Origin of the sequence: Novosphingobium indicum, from assembly GCF_014645195.1 — a bacterium.
GTDB classification, from domain to species: domain Bacteria; phylum Pseudomonadota; class Alphaproteobacteria; order Sphingomonadales; family Sphingomonadaceae; genus Novosphingobium; species Novosphingobium indicum.
In genome coordinates, this window is sequence record NZ_BMLK01000021.1 from 25,866 (window position 1) to 39,956 (window position 14,091).

The following is a 14,091-nucleotide window of genomic DNA, read 5'->3' on the forward strand; positions in this document are numbered from 1 at the left end:
TCGCTCTCAGATGCCGGGTTTTTCCGGCAGCGATGGTGCACATCTGGAACAGACGCCCTTTGGCGACCTGCATAGGGCGCTGCCATCGTGACTGACGCTTGGACCAACCTCAAAAAGTTCTGGAAGCAGCCGCGCGTCCGGATCGTGTTCTGGGCAGCCCTGACCGGATTGTTCTTCGGCGTCACGGGCATCGCCCAGCCTGCGGAGGACATGCTTCGCGGCGTGCGCTGGTCATTGGTTGAAAAAGAGTCCGATGGCGATGTGGTTATTGTCCAGCAGGACACGAAGACTCTCGATGAGCTAGGCGCGATCGATGTCGATCGTGGAACCGACGCACGAGCTTTGGATCATCTCTTCGATGCAGGTGCCCAGCGTGTGTTTTTCGACAGGTCTTTCGCAAATCACAGTACCAAGAAAGATGACGACGAGTTCATCAGTGTTCTGAAGGACAATCCCGGCAAAGTGTTCCTTGGCGCAGTGCCTTCGGCCAACAGCAGGCCCGGCAACTACGCCGGGAAGCTGCCGCTAAAGGAATACCGAGAATACGCGGGCGTCGTTTCACTCCTCATCTATTACAGACCGTTTAATCTGAATGTCCGCCTTCCGCTGGCTTCGGATAGTCCGATTGGGAAAATCCCGTCGTTGTCGGCGAAGATTGCAGAAGTTGATGGAGACACGAGCCAGGCCTATTCGCCTGATTTTTCGGTTCAGGTCGGCACGTTCAAGAAGCTGAGCTATGTCGATGTGATGCGTGGCGATTTCGACCCCGCCATCGTTCGCGGCAAGACGGTGCTAGTTATCCCCACAGCCGTAACGTTCAACGACATCCACTCCATCCCCGGCCAGAGAGTAGATGCACCGGGCGGTTTCTTTCACGCTATCGGTGCCGAGACTCTCAAGCACGGTGTGCCCAAAGAATATGGATGGCTGCTGCCCTTCATGCTGATCCTTGCGGTTGTGACTTCCGGCCTGCGCAGAGGACGCGTGCTGGATGTCTATCGTCTAACTGGTCTGGTCGTAGTTCTCGGAGCGGCGCCTTTCCTGCTCGATTTTGTCCGGATACATGTCGAGGTCGTGCCGGCTCTGGCAGTCGCTCTCGTCGCCGTGGTCCGCGTCCGCAATCTGGATCGCGTCGAGGAAGCAGGCGAAACCAATGCGGGCTCGGGGCTGCCCAGCGTGCAGGCCCTGCGCAATTCCGACGAACTGACCCCGCATATTCTGGTCGCCCTCAAGATCCGCAACTACGGCGGTATCATCGGAAGTTTTGCCGAGCATGTAGAAGCGCAGCTCGCCAAGGAAATCGTCCGGCGCATCCGTATCAGCGACGACGATGTTGCCGTCTATCACGAAGGCGGCATGTTCGTGTGGCTCTCGAATATCCGCAGCACGTTCGATCTGTTCGAAAACCTCGAGGGTCTGCATCGCATCGTCCAGAACGGCATTCAGGTGGGCGGTCTGGATATCGACCTTTCGTTCAACTGTGGTGTGGATTCAGAGTTCGATCGTCCCTTGTCAGGGCGTATCGCCAGCGCCATGCAGTCGGCCGAGGAGGCCGTCCGCAACGATGAGCTCGTCTACCAGCACGACAGTCGCAGGCACGAGGCTCAGTGGGAAATCTCGCTGCTGACATCGTTGGACCGTGCCATCGACAATGGCGAGGTCTGGGTGGCTTATCAGCCCAAGCTCGATGTCAGGAAGAACGAGATCTGCGGTGCGGAAGCACTTGTTCGCTGGACCCATCCGGAGCGTGGCCCGATCAGCCCGGAAAAGTTCATCCGCATTGCCGAGGAATTTCACCGCATCGAACGCATTACGCGTTTTGTGGTCAACGAAGCGGTCAAGTCCGCCGTCGAGCTGGACCGGCTGGGGCACGACCTGACGATCTCCGTCAACATATCCGCCCAACTGCTTCGCAATCCGGGCCTGCCCGGCATGATCGGCGATATTCTGGCCGAACATGGCCTTCCGTCAGAGCGTCTTATCCTCGAGATCACCGAGACGGATCGCCTCGATCGCAGTTCGCGGACATTCCAGATGCTGCAGAGGCTGGTCAAATCTGGCTTGCGGCTATCCATCGACGACTTCGGCACGGGCAACGCGACGATCGAATACCTGCGTTATCTGCCCGCCAGCGAAGTGAAGATCGACAAGGTCTTCGTGCAGTCGATGGAATCGAGCAAGGACGATTTGCTCCTCGTGCAGTCGATCATCGAAATGGCGCACTCTCTGGATCGCACCGTCGTCGCGGAGGGCGTGGAGACAGCAGCCGCATTGCAGATGCTCAACGACATGCAGTGCGATGTGATCCAGGGCTATTATCTCAGCCGGCCTGTCCCATTCCGGGATTTGGTCGAGCAGATTGCTGAACCAAAGGTTCTTAAGATTGGTTAAAAATTCCTTGATGGTCCGTTAAGCTATTGTTATCCATGTTTTCAGTCGCACTGAATGCGGCTGTTCACATGGGGAATATACTATGCGTAAGGATTTCTGGGGCGGTCACTGGGGTACTGCCGGCGTCTGAGCCGACACTACTTCAAGGTGAATCTGCAATCTGATTGCAGTTAACCGCGATAAATTTGAAGCGCTTTTCGGAAGAGGTTTTCTTTTGAAAAGCGCTTCATTTATTTGGGGCATATGGCGTCTTTCCAGAAGCGGACAGGCGCCTTGTTTTTATTTGAAATGCAGGAGGGTGGGCGCCTGATCTTCTTGCCAGTTGGCTTCCGGGCGAAGCATCAGGGTCAAGGTCCCGATTCGGGAATCGTTAACCAATCAGCCTTCGCCGTGCCCCAGGGCAAGGTATTCAGCGCTCTGCATTTCGTTCAGGCGGCTGACTGTGCGTTCGAATTCGAACCGGCCGGTTCCTGCCTGATAGAGGTCTTCCGGTGCTGCGTCGGCGGCAGCGATGAGCTTGACCTTGTCTTCATACAGCGCGTCGATCAGCGTCACGAAGCGGGCTGCCTCGTTGCGCCGGTCCGGCCCCATCTTGGGAATGCCCATGACAAGCACGGTATGGTAGGCGCGCGCAATTGCGAGGTAATCCGATGCGCCGCGCGCTTCACCGCACAGGCGTTTGAAGCTGAAGACCCCGACGCCCTTTAGGCTTTTGGGCACGTGAAGCATGCGCCCGCCGCCGACGTCGATTTCCGCTGAGGGGACGTGTTCGGCATCTTCGGGTGGATAGTCGGTCAGGCGGTAGAAGGCTTCGCGCGCCTGTTCGGTCGCTGCTTCGCCCAGAGGCATATGCCAGGTCGCCATTCCGCCCAGCCGTTGCAGACGATAATCGGTGGGACCGTTCAGCGTGAAGACGTCGAGCTCGCTGTTTATCAGGTCGATGAACGGCAGGAAGTGTTCGCGGTTGAGGCCGTCCTTGTAGAGCTCGGACGGCGCGCGGTTCGATGTGGTGACGATCGTCACGCCTTCATTTACGATCAGGTGCGTGAACAGCCGGCTCATGATCATGGCATCGGCCGAGTTGTTGACGACCATCTCGTCGAACGCCAGGCAGCGCACGTTACGGGCAATGGCGGCGGCTACCGGCGGTATCGGATCGCCCGACTCGCTCTTGCGCTCGTCGCGGAGCAGGGCGTGGACTTCGAGCATGAAGGCATGGAAGTGTACGCGGCGCTTTTCCGGAATGTCGAGCGTCTGGATGAACAGGTCCATCAGCATCGACTTGCCGCGCCCGACCCCGCCCCACATGTAGATGCCGCGCGGAGGCTCCGCCTTCTTGCCCAGCAGCTTGCCGATCAACCCTTTGGAGGAGGCGGTCTTGTAGAGTTCGCGTTGCAGGCGGTTGAGCCGCTCGGCTGCTGCCTCCTGCTCGGGATCGGACCGTAGCTCGCCGGTTGCCACCAGCGCCTCGTAGCGTTCGAGCATCGCTGTCATCGTACGCTCGGCTTGCGCAGGGTGCCGATGAAATTGGCCACCAGATGATCGCCTTGTTCGACGGTACCGCGCAGGAAGACCAGGCGGCGGGTTTCCTTCACCACTTCAGAAACGACATCGAGCGGTTCACCAATCTTGCCCGAACCGACGAACTGGTTGTGCAGGTCCAGCGTCACCGAACCGGCAGCATCGGCGCCCAGGACGGTGTAGATCGCAGCGAACATGGCGACATCGATCAGCGCGAGCGTCACGCCGCCGTGGACGTTGCTGTGCAAGTTGCTGTGCCGGGTTTCCACGTCGAGCAGGCGCAACCGGGCGCCGCTTTCGCCCTCGGGCCGGATGATCATCCGGCCGAGCGCGTGCGTGTTGAAGCGTGCATCGTCGTTCACGCGCCACGTATGCCAACCCGGATTTTCCGGATCGGGCACGTGGATGAATTCGCCGGTCGGCTTCATCCGAAGGCCTTGCCGTTGCGCCCTTAGACCTGGCGCTCGGCCTGCATCTTCTTGATTTCGGCGATCGCGCGTGCGGGCGAAAGGCCCTTGGGGCACACGTTGGCGCAGTTCATGATCGTGTGGCAGCGATAGAGGCGGAAGGGATCTTCCAACTCGTCGAGGCGCTCACCGGTCATCTCGTCGCGGCTGTCGGCCAGCCAGCGGTAGGCCTGAAGCAGGATTGCCGGGCCGAGGAACTTGTCGGAGTTCCACCAGTAGCTCGGGCAAGAGGTGGAGCAGCAGGCGCACAGAATGCACTCGTAGAGGCCATCCAGCTTTTCGCGCTGTTCGGGGGTCTGCAGGCGCTCCTTGCCCGACGGCGTGGTCGAGACGGTCTGCAGCCAGGGGCGGATCGAGGCGTACTGCGCGTAGAAGTGCGTGAAGTCGGGAACGAGGTCCTTGACGACGTCCATGTGCGGCAGCGGCGTGATGCGGATGTCGCCCTTGAGGTCCTCGATCGCGGTAGTGCAGGCGAGGCCATTGGCGCCGTTCATGTTCATCGCGCACGAACCGCAGATGCCTTCGCGGCACGAGCGGCGGAACGTCAGCGTCGGGTCCTGTTCGCTCTTCATCTTGATGAGCGCGTCGAGGACCATCGGGCCGCAATTGTCGAGGTCGATCTCGAAGGTGTCGTAACGCGGGTTCTCGCCCGAGTCCGGGTCGTAGCGATAGACGGTGAATTTCTTCACCTTGGTCGCGCCCTCGGCCTTGTGGACGTTGCCCTTCTTCTTGATCTTGCTGTTGGCCGGGAGGGTGAACTGCGCCATGAAAGAATCCCCGTGATTTCGCAACTGCGGCATCAACCGCGACTACAGGTCTCCTCTAGCGATTCAGCCGCGCGGGGCAAGAGGCCAAAGTCGCAGGCTTTGACGCTAATTTCCCAATCTTTGTCCACGTTGGCCATGAGGGAATTTCGGTTAATGCATTGAAAAACATGTTTATTTATGCTCGCGCCATGAGATTTGGCAGGGCTCGGAAAGGGCTTTGCACGCAGTTTGGCGGAAATCGGGGCCGGTAGGAAAGGTCCATTTCTCCCTGAAAAACGGCGAGAATCGCCGCGGCGCTGCGCCAAACTCACGCTTCGTCGGCGAACGAGCCGAGATAATCCGGTCCCTGCGTTACCAGTTCCGCCAGACATCCCGCCTGCTGCAGGAGCGACAGCGTCTGCCCGCGATTGGTAAGGATCGTCCAGCTTCGGGCGGCTGTCGGGCACCGGGCACTGTCGCGCACCGACTGCAGGGTCTCGGCGAGCAACAGCGGGTCGGGAGCGTGCACCGCGAGACCTTCGTTGGCGAAGGCTGCCTTATCAACGCCCAGGGCCTCGCAAGCGGCAGCGAGATCGGGCACGTCTTCCAGCGCGACGCGGCGGTGGGCTTCGATGATGCTGACGGCCTCCGGATCGGCGATCTCGCCATCGCGGACCAGCACGGGCAGGTCGTCGTCCCACGCCTCGGGCGGGCAGAGGCGGTCCTGCGGCGTCCATGCAGTAAGCGGCCGGCGTTCGAGCGGGTAGATGCGGCAGATGCGCGGCCGGGCCTCGTAGTTCCCGCAGCGCATGTCCGGTTGCAGGTGGGGGCAGGGGCCATCGTGATAGGCGACCAGCGCGATGGCAATACGCACCGGAATATCGCCGCTGGTTCCCGGAAAGGAGCGCGCCTTGTCATAGACGGACTGGGGCGTTTCCGGTTCGGGATCGGCCGGCCACGGCAGCGCTTCGGCCAGGATCTGCACGGCATGGCCGCGCCCCGCCCACGTGATGGCTTCGTCCACGCTCAGGGTCAGCCGCAGGTTGTGGCAGCATTTGCCGCACTGCGTGCAGTCGAAATGAATGGTCATGGTGTTCCCCGAACGTTGCCGATGTCGCTCTGCCCTGCGTCGGCTCCTGCGGTGCGGTCAAGACGTGATGTTCGGCGCGTCCGCAGCCTCATGGTCGTGCGCGCGTACGCGGTTGTGCGATTCCTAGGGATCAGCGTTTTGGCGGGATAGCCACGACGCAAGGAAAACCCGGTAAATGTGGCCAGAGCAGTCTGGCGGTTCGGGCAAATGAACTGACCGGGCATGTCGGCCGCTTCCGGGTCTGGCAGATGCCCGCGCCGCCTAGGACTTTTGCTGCTTGCGGTAGCGCAGCAGCACGACCATCGGCGCCAGCGCGAAGGCGCAGACGTAGAGCAGCCAGAACGAGTCCGTGTAGGACACCATCAGCGCCTGTCGCCCGATCTCGCCGCTGGCGCGCAGCATCTCGATGGGCGAACCGAAGTCGAAGTCGGGCCAGCGCCAGACCAGCGCGGGATTGTCGGGACGCACGCCCTCGGCGAGGCGGGCGTGGACCGAGGCCTCGTTGCGGATCGTCATCGACTGCATGACGGAGATCCACACCGACCCACCGAGCGCGCGGATCAGCGAGTTCATCGCCGTGCCCTGATTGCGCAAGTGGGCGGGGATCGTCGCGAAGACTACCGTCGTTACCGGCACGAAAAGGAAGGCGGCGCCGATGCCCTGCACGAAGCCCGCCACTTCGACGAGGCGCGCGTCCATGTGCAGCGAGAAACCGGACATCATTGCCGTGGATATGCCGCTGATGACCATGCCGATGACGATCAGCACCCGCGGATCGCCGCGGTTCACCAGAATGCCCACGATCGGCATCATGATGAGCGTGCCGATCCCGCGCGGTGCCATGGCAATGCCGACGAGTATGGCGGGATAACCCATCAGGTCCGCCAGCAGCGGCGCCGTCATGGCCATCACCGAATACATCAGGCCGCCGAGAAAAAAGCCGAAGACCGAGCCGACCGCGAAATTGCGGTCGCGGAAGATCGACAGGTTCACGAAGGGCCGGTCGGTAGTGAGCGTGTGGACAAGGAACAGGTAAAACGAAGTCGCGGCCAGTACCGCCTCGACCCAGATCTCGCGCGATTCGAACCAGTCGAGCATCTGCCCGCGGTCGAGCATGAGCTGGAACGAGCCGATGGCCACGGCCAGCAGCGCGAAGCCGGTGAAGTCGAGCTCGACGGCGTTTTCATCCTCGAAGGCGGGCAGGAAGGCCAGCAGACCCATGACCGCGAGCACGCCGAAGGGCAGGTTGATGAAGAAGATCCAGCGCCAGTTGAACGCCTCGATCAGCCAGCCGCCCAGGATCGGGCCGCAGATCGGGCCGAGGATCACGCCTAGCCCCCATGTCGCCATGGCGGAGCCGTGCTTTTCGGGCGGGTTGATATCGAGCAGGATCGCCTGGCTCATCGGCAAGAGCGCCGCGCCCATCATGCCCTGGAGCATGCGGAAGAACACGAGCTGTTCGAAGTTCGCCGCCATGCCGCACAGCATCGAAGCCACGGTGAATCCGATCACCGACGAGACGAACAGCCGCTTGCGGCCGAACCGGCTTGCCAGCCAGCCCGAGAGCGGGGTGAAGATGGCGGCCATGATGATGTAGCTGGTAAGCACCCAGGTGATCTGTTCGCGCGAGGCAGACGTGCTGGCCTGCATGTGCGGCAGGGCAACATTGGCGATCGTTGCGTCCAGCTGGGTCATGAAGGCCGCTGCAAGCGTGAACAGCGTGATCAGCTTGCGACGGCCTTCCGGGGGATAGGCATGCATTGCGCGGGACATTCGGGACAATCGGGGGCCTGCGCAAGTCACCATAATGGAACCGCGTGGGCGATGCGATTTGACGGTAAAGGCCTTGTCGGCGGGCAGGGGCGGTGAGACCTTGGCCGAAACAGGAAGAACGGGAGAAGAGCCATGGCTACGCGCGGGCATCGCGACATCTTTGCGGAAGACATGGCCTGGCAGGAGGGCGAATCCTCCGGCATCCGCTATGCGCGTTTTCTCCTGGAGGAAGGCAAAGGCGCTTCGCCGATGGTGATCCTCTCGCGCTTCGAGCCGGGAGAAGTCGTCGGCGCGCATACGCACGATACAAATTACTTTGAATACGTGATCGAGGGCGAGCAGACGGTCGGCAAAGTGACTTTCAGCAAGGGCGATGTGCGTCTGGTCACCGCCGGGACGGGATATGGTCCCATCGTCGTCGGGCCGCAGGGCTGCACGGTGCTCATCGTGTTTCAGGAAGCGGCCCGGGCGATGACGATACCCAAGGGCAAGGACAGCGAAAGGAAGATGGTACAGTGAGCGAATGGCAGGGACGCACCGCGGTCGTGACCGGTGGCGGCAGGGGATTTGGCAAGGCGTTCGGCACGGCGCTGGCGGGCGAGGGCGCGCATGTCGTGCTGGTCGATATCGATGCCGGTGAAGCCGAAGCCGCCGCGGCGGAAATATGCGCATCGGGCGGTTCGGCCGAAGGGATGGGCGGCGACGTCACCGACGAGGCGCGCATGGCCGAAGTCATGGCGCAGGCGGCGAAGACCCACGGCGGTATCGACCTGCTGGTGAACAACGCCGGTCTGCATTCGGACGAATACGGGCAGCCGATCCTCAAGATGGGCCTCGCCAAGGTGCGCCGCCTGTTCGAAGTGAACGTGCTCGGGGTTGTCTGCTGTACGCTCGCCGCGCATCCGCACATGAAGGGCCGGGCAGGGGCCTCTATCGTCAATATCTCCTCCAGCGCGGCGCACATGGGCGGTTCGGCCTATGGCGACAGCAAGCTGGCCGTTGCGGGCCTGACCATCACCTTTGCGCGCGAGCTGGGCGTGGACGGCATCCGCGTGAACGCGATCTCGCCCGGGCTGATGCTCACCGACACGATCCGCAAGGAACTGCCCGAAGCGACCAAGGCGCGGGTGCAGGCGATGCAGCTGATCGCCGGTGACGGGCTCGAAGAGGACATCGTCGAAGCACTGCTCTACCTCGCCTCGAAAAAGGCGCGCTTCGTCACTGGCGAGACGCTTCGCGTGACCGGCGGCATGGCCGCCGGCGTATGACCGTACACAAGGGCGACATCTCCCCGGACAAGGCCATCATCGGCCGCAGCTCCTACCCGCCGCCGCACGACGAGAAGGTGAAGGGCCGCAAGACCTGGATGCTCACGCGTCAGTGGAAGCTTGCGCAGTTCGGGGTGAATAGGGTGGAGCTGCCGCCCGGCGCCTGGTCCACCCAGCGCCACTGGCACCGCACCAACGACGAACTGGTGGTGATGATCTCGGGCGAACTCGTGCTCGTCACCGATGATGGTGAGGAGACCTTGCGCGCGGGCGACTGCGTGGGGTTCAAGGCCGGGGTGGAAAATGCCCACCACCTGCAGAACCGGTCCGATGAACCGGCGGTCTACTACGACATCGGCGGGCGCGATGCCTGGGACGTCTCGACCTTCCCCGACATCGGTCTGGAAGCGCGCACGCATCAGGAACTGCGTTTCCGCGAGATCGGGAACAAGGCATGATCCGGCTGCTTTATTTCCCGACGCTCAATGGCCACAAGGTCGCGATCGCACTGGAGGAAATGGGGCTGCCCTACGAAGTTGAAATCGTCGACATCCTGAAGGGCGAGCAGGATGCCGAGGCTTTCCGCGCGGTCAATCCGAATGGGAAGATCCCGGCGCTCGTCGACGGCGATGTGCGCGTATTCGAAAGCGCGGCGATCCTGCAGTACCTGGGCCGCAAGACCGGGCAGTTCTATCCGGCTGAAGAGAGCCTGCGCACTCAGATCGATTCCTGGCTGTTCTGGCAGATGGCAGGGCTGGGCCCGATGTCCGGCCAGCTCAACTGGTTTACCCGCGCCGCGCAGCATCCCGACCGCGAGCCCGCCGAGACCTCGCTGCCGGTCCACCGCTTCCGCAAGGAGACCGAACGCCTCTTCGCCGTGCTCGAACAGGCGCTGGAGGACCGTGACTATCTGTGCGGAGACTATTCCATCGCCGACATGTGCGTGTGGCCGTGGATCGAGAAGTACCCCGATAACGGCGGCGGACTGGGCGTGCACCCGGCCATCGCCGCCTGGCACGCGCGCATTGCCGAACGGCCCGCGGTGCAACGCGCGCTGGATGTCGGCGCGGATGTGATCGCCGCCTATCAGAGCCAGACCTCGTGACCCGCGCCTGCATTTTCGGCGCCAGCGGCGGTATCGGCGGCGCACTGGTCGAGGCGCTGGCGGCGCGCGAGGACGTATCGTGCGTCTATGCCGCGAGCCGCACGCCACCTGCCGCCAGCGATCGCGTTGTCCCGCTTACCTGCGACGTTTCCGATGAGGACAGCCTCGCCCAAGCCGTCGCAACCATGGCGGAGCAGGACGCGCCCGATTTCGTGATCGTCGCCACCGGCGCACTGGAATTCGCCGACGGGGCAGGGCCGGAACGGACGTTCAAGAAGCTCGATGCCAGGCGCATGGCGCAGCTTTTCGCGATCAACACCATCGCCCCGGCCATGGTCGCGCGCCATCTCCTGCCGCTGCTGCCGCGCGAGGGGCGCAGTGTCTTCGCGGCGATTTCCGCGCGCGTCGGGTCGATCTCGGACAACCGCCTCGGCGGCTGGCACAGTTACCGGGCCTCGAAAGCCGCGCTCAACATGCTGGTGCGCAACTTCGCCATCGAAATGGGCCGCACGCACCGTGAAAGCGTGATCGTGGCGCTGCATCCGGGCACGGTGGACACGCCGCTGTCCGAGCCGTTCCAGAACAATCTTGCCGAAGGCCAGCTGACCGCGCCCGCGCAGGCCGCGCAAAACCTGCTTGCGGTCCTCGAGGGCCTGACCCCGGCGGAAAGCGGCGGTTTCTTCGCCTGGGACGGGCAGCCGATCCCGTTCTGATTGCCCGGCGCGGGCAAGGCATTTGCCTGCGTGACCGCATCCTGCCTGCGCCCTTTGCGCCCGGCCCCCCGTGGCCTAGGCTGCGCGGATGGGAGACAGCGTAAAGACCTTTTGCCGCAACTGCAGCGCCTTGTGCGCCATGGAAATCGAGATGGACGAGGGCCGCATGGTCCGCGCCCGGCCCGACGGCAGCGTATCGCCCTACGGCGCCTATCTCTGTCCCAAGGGCCTCGCGGCAGTCGACTTTCATAGTGGCGCGGAAGGCCGGCTGATGCACAGCCTCGCGCGCCAGCCGGACGGTACGTTCGCGCCTATTGCCAACGACGCCGCGCTCGATGTCATTGGTGAAAAACTCAAGGCGCTGGTGGCCGAGCATGGCCCGCGCAGCGTGGCGGTCTATCACGGCACCGGAGCCTATCGCTGTGTGCTCGGCGGGCTGATGGAGCGCGCTTTCGTGGCGGCGCTCGGCACGCCCAATTTCTTCTCGACGATGACCATCGACCAGTCGGCCAAGTGGGTCACACTGGCGCGGCTGGGCACGATGGCCAGCGCCAAGAACGCGCTGCGCGATTGCGATGTGGCGCTGCTGGCCGGGGGCAATCCGCTGGTCACGCACCAGGGTGCGCCTTATGCCGTGGCCGAGAGCGGTGCTCCCGCGCGCGCTTTCGAGGCGGCGCGCGCCAATGGCTGCAAGGTCATTCTCGTCGATCCGCGCCGGACCGAGACTGCGCGTTTTGCCGACCTGCTGATCCAGCCTCTGCCCGGTCACGATGCCGCGATCTTCGCCGCCATCGCCCATATCCTGCTGCGCGACGGCACCTACGACCGCGCTTTCGTGGAAAAGTGGTGCAAAGGGCTGGAGGATCTGCGCGCCGCCGTCGCGCCGTTCACGCCCGAAATGGCGGCCACGCGCGCCGACGTGCCGGTCGAGCAGATCGAACTGGCCGCGAAGTGGCTGGGCGAGGCGCGCCGGGTGACGGCGGGCAGCGGTACCGGTCCGTCATTTTCAACCCATTCGAACGCCAACGACCACATGATCGAGGTGGTGAACGCGCTTTGTGGTGGCTACCGGCGCGAAGGCGACCGGGTGCGCAATCCCGGCACCCTGCGCACCAAGCCGGTCTATGAAATGGCCGTATCCCCCTCGCGCAGTTTCGAGCGCGAGCCCAAGTGCGTGAGCGAGGATACCGGCCAGCTTCTGGGCGAAATGCCGTCCGTGCTGCTGCCCGCGGAGATCATGGCCGATCATCCCGACCGCATCCGCGCGCTGATCGTCCTGGGCGGCGATCCATTGATGGCAGTGGGCGATCCGGCGGTGGCCAAACCGGCGTTCGAGCATCTCGATCTGCTGGTCTCGCTCGATTGCCGGATGAACGAGACCGCAAAGCTGGCCGACCATGTCATCGCCACCAGCCAGCCGTTCGAGCGGCATGAAATCTCGGTTCCCGGCGATGCGCTCTATCCCTCGCCCTTCGCGCAATATACCCGGCCCGTGGTCGAAAAGCCCGAAGGCTGCATGCACGACTGGGAGTTCTTCTGGGCGCTTGGACAGCGCATGGGCGTGCCGCTGACCTTCAAGTTCTGGTCCTATGGCCTCAACTTCGCCGACATTCCCGAAGGGCTGGACCTCTCTGGCCCCCAAAAGCCCGATCCGGAAGAGCTGTGCCGCTTCCTCGCAGCGGGTAGCGCCGTGCCTTTCGACGAATTGCTCGCCCATCCCGAAGGCGTACGGCCCGACATGCCGGAGCATTTCGTGCAGTCGGCCCCGGCGGAGGGCGGGAAGCTCGAATTGATGCCGCTCGATGTCGCAGGCGAAATGGCCGTGATCCGCGACGAGCAGGAGGAGGACGCGCGGCCCTATCGCCTGATAAGCCGCCGCATTCTCCACGCCATCAACGGCGCCTATCGCCATTCGCGCGAAACGAAACGGCGCTATCCGGTCAACTTTGCCTATATGAACCCGGACGACATGGCGCGTGATGGCCTGCGCGAGGGCGATGCCGTGGAAATCGCCTCGGAAGACGGCATGGTGCGTACGCAAGTGAAGGCGGAAGACCGACTGCGCCCCGGTGTCGTCTCGATGACGCACATGTTCGGCCCGCTGGTTTCGACCGACGATCCCGAAGCCGACGAAGGCGCCAATGTCGGCCAGCTCTGTTCGCTGACCAGGGTGCTGGAGCCGGTAAACTTCATGCCGCGGTTTTCGGCAATTCCTGTTACCGTGCAGCCTTACGGGAAGAACTGAGAGGAGGGCGGAGATGGGATTGGCACGCTGGTGGGATGAAACCGTCGTGCCGCGCATCATCCGCTGCGGCTGTGCGCAGGCGCCGATCATGGAGATCCGCAAGGATGTGGTGCCGCTCGCTTCCGGACGGGTGCTCGAACTGGGATGCGGCGGCGGCATCAACCAGCAGCTCTACGACCCGGCACGCATAGAGCACTTCGCCGGGCTCGATCCTTCGGGGAAGGGCCTCGACTATGCCCGCGCCGCAGCCAGGGAAAAGGGCTGGAGCGCCGACATCCGCCAGGGCGTGGCCGAGGACATCCCCTTCGCCGACGACAGTTTCGACACCGTCGTGTGCACTTTCACGCTGTGCTCGGTCCACGACCATGGCCGCTCGCTATCCGAACTGCGCCGCGTGCTGCGCCCCGGCGGTACGCTGCTTTTCGCCGAGCATGGCCGGTCTCCCGATGCCAAAGTGGCGCGGCGGCAGGAACGCATCGATCCGCTGTGGAGCAAGATCTTCGGCAACTGCCACCTCTCGCGCCCGATTACCTCCGCGGTTGCTGCCGCCGGCTTCGCCACCGAACCGGCGGGCGCCCGCTACATGGGCGTGGGGCCGCGCTTTGCGGGCTGGATGGAATGGGGCAGGGCGGTGAAGGCGGGGTAGGAGGATGACGAGATTGGTTGGGATGTCTAATCCCAAACGTTCGGCCGCTCTTTCAGATACTTAATTGCCGCAATGGGCGGGCGCCCGCGCCCATGGAAAAAGGCCCCCCGTCAGCGACGGGAGGCC

The 14,091-nt window shown here is 63.2% G+C and carries 13 protein-coding genes; 8 read left to right on the forward strand and 5 right to left on the reverse strand.

Annotation, left to right across the window (positions count from 1 at the left end; all coding sequences use genetic code 11):
• The first annotated feature begins 87 nt into the window (after window positions 1-87).
• Window positions 88-2,391, forward strand: coding sequence for an EAL domain-containing protein (locus tag IEX64_RS18640; protein WP_188822060.1), 2,304 nt, complete (start codon window positions 88-90; stop codon window positions 2,389-2,391).
• Window positions 2,392-2,769: 378 nt separating this feature from the next.
• Here IEX64_RS18640 and zapE read toward each other — a convergent pair whose 3' ends face one another.
• The 5 genes from zapE to IEX64_RS18665 all read right to left on the reverse strand — a co-directional run bounded on the left by zapE (window position 2,770) and on the right by IEX64_RS18665 (window position 7,988).
• Window positions 2,770-3,885, reverse strand: coding sequence for a cell division protein ZapE (gene zapE, locus IEX64_RS18645; protein WP_188822062.1), 1,116 nt, complete (start codon window positions 3,883-3,885; stop codon window positions 2,770-2,772).
• A complete protein-coding gene (locus IEX64_RS18650; RefSeq protein WP_188822064.1) occupies window positions 3,882-4,340 on the reverse strand; it encodes a PaaI family thioesterase in 459 nt (152 codons plus the stop codon). The genes zapE and IEX64_RS18650 overlap by 4 nt, the downstream gene beginning before the upstream one ends.
• 23 nt (window positions 4,341-4,363) lie before the next feature.
• Window positions 4,364-5,146, reverse strand: a complete 783-nt coding sequence (locus tag IEX64_RS18655; RefSeq protein WP_188822066.1) for a succinate dehydrogenase iron-sulfur subunit — start codon at window positions 5,144-5,146, stop codon at window positions 4,364-4,366.
• A gap of 307 nt (window positions 5,147-5,453) precedes the next feature.
• Window positions 5,454-6,215: a YkgJ family cysteine cluster protein gene (locus tag IEX64_RS18660; protein WP_188822068.1), complete on the reverse strand. Its 762-nt coding sequence runs from the start codon at window positions 6,213-6,215 to the stop codon at window positions 5,454-5,456.
• A 261-nt stretch (window positions 6,216-6,476) separates the two neighbouring features.
• Window positions 6,477-7,988 carry a DHA2 family efflux MFS transporter permease subunit gene (locus IEX64_RS18665; RefSeq protein WP_229710567.1) on the reverse strand — a complete coding sequence of 504 codons (1,512 nt, stop codon included), beginning with the start codon at window positions 7,986-7,988 and terminating at the stop codon, window positions 6,477-6,479.
• A 132-nt stretch (window positions 7,989-8,120) separates the two neighbouring features.
• On the opposite strand from IEX64_RS18665, the gene IEX64_RS18670 reads away from it, so the two are divergent.
• The 7 genes from IEX64_RS18670 (at window position 8,121) to IEX64_RS18700 (ending at window position 13,965) form a co-directional block, all read left to right on the forward strand.
• Window positions 8,121-8,507: a cupin domain-containing protein gene (locus tag IEX64_RS18670; RefSeq protein WP_188822070.1), complete on the forward strand. Its 387-nt coding sequence runs from the start codon at window positions 8,121-8,123 to the stop codon at window positions 8,505-8,507.
• Complete coding sequence (locus tag IEX64_RS18675) at window positions 8,504-9,256, forward strand: SDR family NAD(P)-dependent oxidoreductase (protein WP_188822072.1); 753 nt, start codon at window positions 8,504-8,506, stop codon at window positions 9,254-9,256. Before IEX64_RS18670 ends, IEX64_RS18675 begins: the two co-directional genes overlap by 4 nt.
• On the forward strand, window positions 9,253-9,714 hold the full coding sequence (locus IEX64_RS18680) for a cupin domain-containing protein (protein ID WP_188822074.1): 462 nt from the start codon (window positions 9,253-9,255) through the stop codon (window positions 9,712-9,714). The genes IEX64_RS18675 and IEX64_RS18680 overlap by 4 nt, the downstream gene beginning before the upstream one ends.
• Window positions 9,711-10,361, forward strand: a complete 651-nt coding sequence (locus tag IEX64_RS18685) for a glutathione S-transferase family protein (RefSeq protein ID WP_188822076.1) — start codon at window positions 9,711-9,713, stop codon at window positions 10,359-10,361. The genes IEX64_RS18680 and IEX64_RS18685 overlap by 4 nt, the downstream gene beginning before the upstream one ends.
• Window positions 10,358-11,074 carry an SDR family NAD(P)-dependent oxidoreductase gene (locus tag IEX64_RS18690; protein ID WP_188822078.1) on the forward strand — a complete coding sequence of 239 codons (717 nt, stop codon included), beginning with the start codon at window positions 10,358-10,360 and terminating at the stop codon, window positions 11,072-11,074. The genes IEX64_RS18685 and IEX64_RS18690 overlap by 4 nt, the downstream gene beginning before the upstream one ends.
• Before the next feature lie 88 nt (window positions 11,075-11,162).
• Window positions 11,163-13,319, forward strand: coding sequence for a molybdopterin-containing oxidoreductase family protein (locus tag IEX64_RS18695; RefSeq protein WP_188822080.1), 2,157 nt, complete (start codon window positions 11,163-11,165; stop codon window positions 13,317-13,319).
• Between the two features lie 13 nt (window positions 13,320-13,332).
• On the forward strand, window positions 13,333-13,965 hold the full coding sequence (locus IEX64_RS18700) for a class I SAM-dependent methyltransferase (RefSeq protein ID WP_188822081.1): 633 nt from the start codon (window positions 13,333-13,335) through the stop codon (window positions 13,963-13,965).
• The last annotated feature ends 126 nt before the right edge of the window (window positions 13,966-14,091 follow it).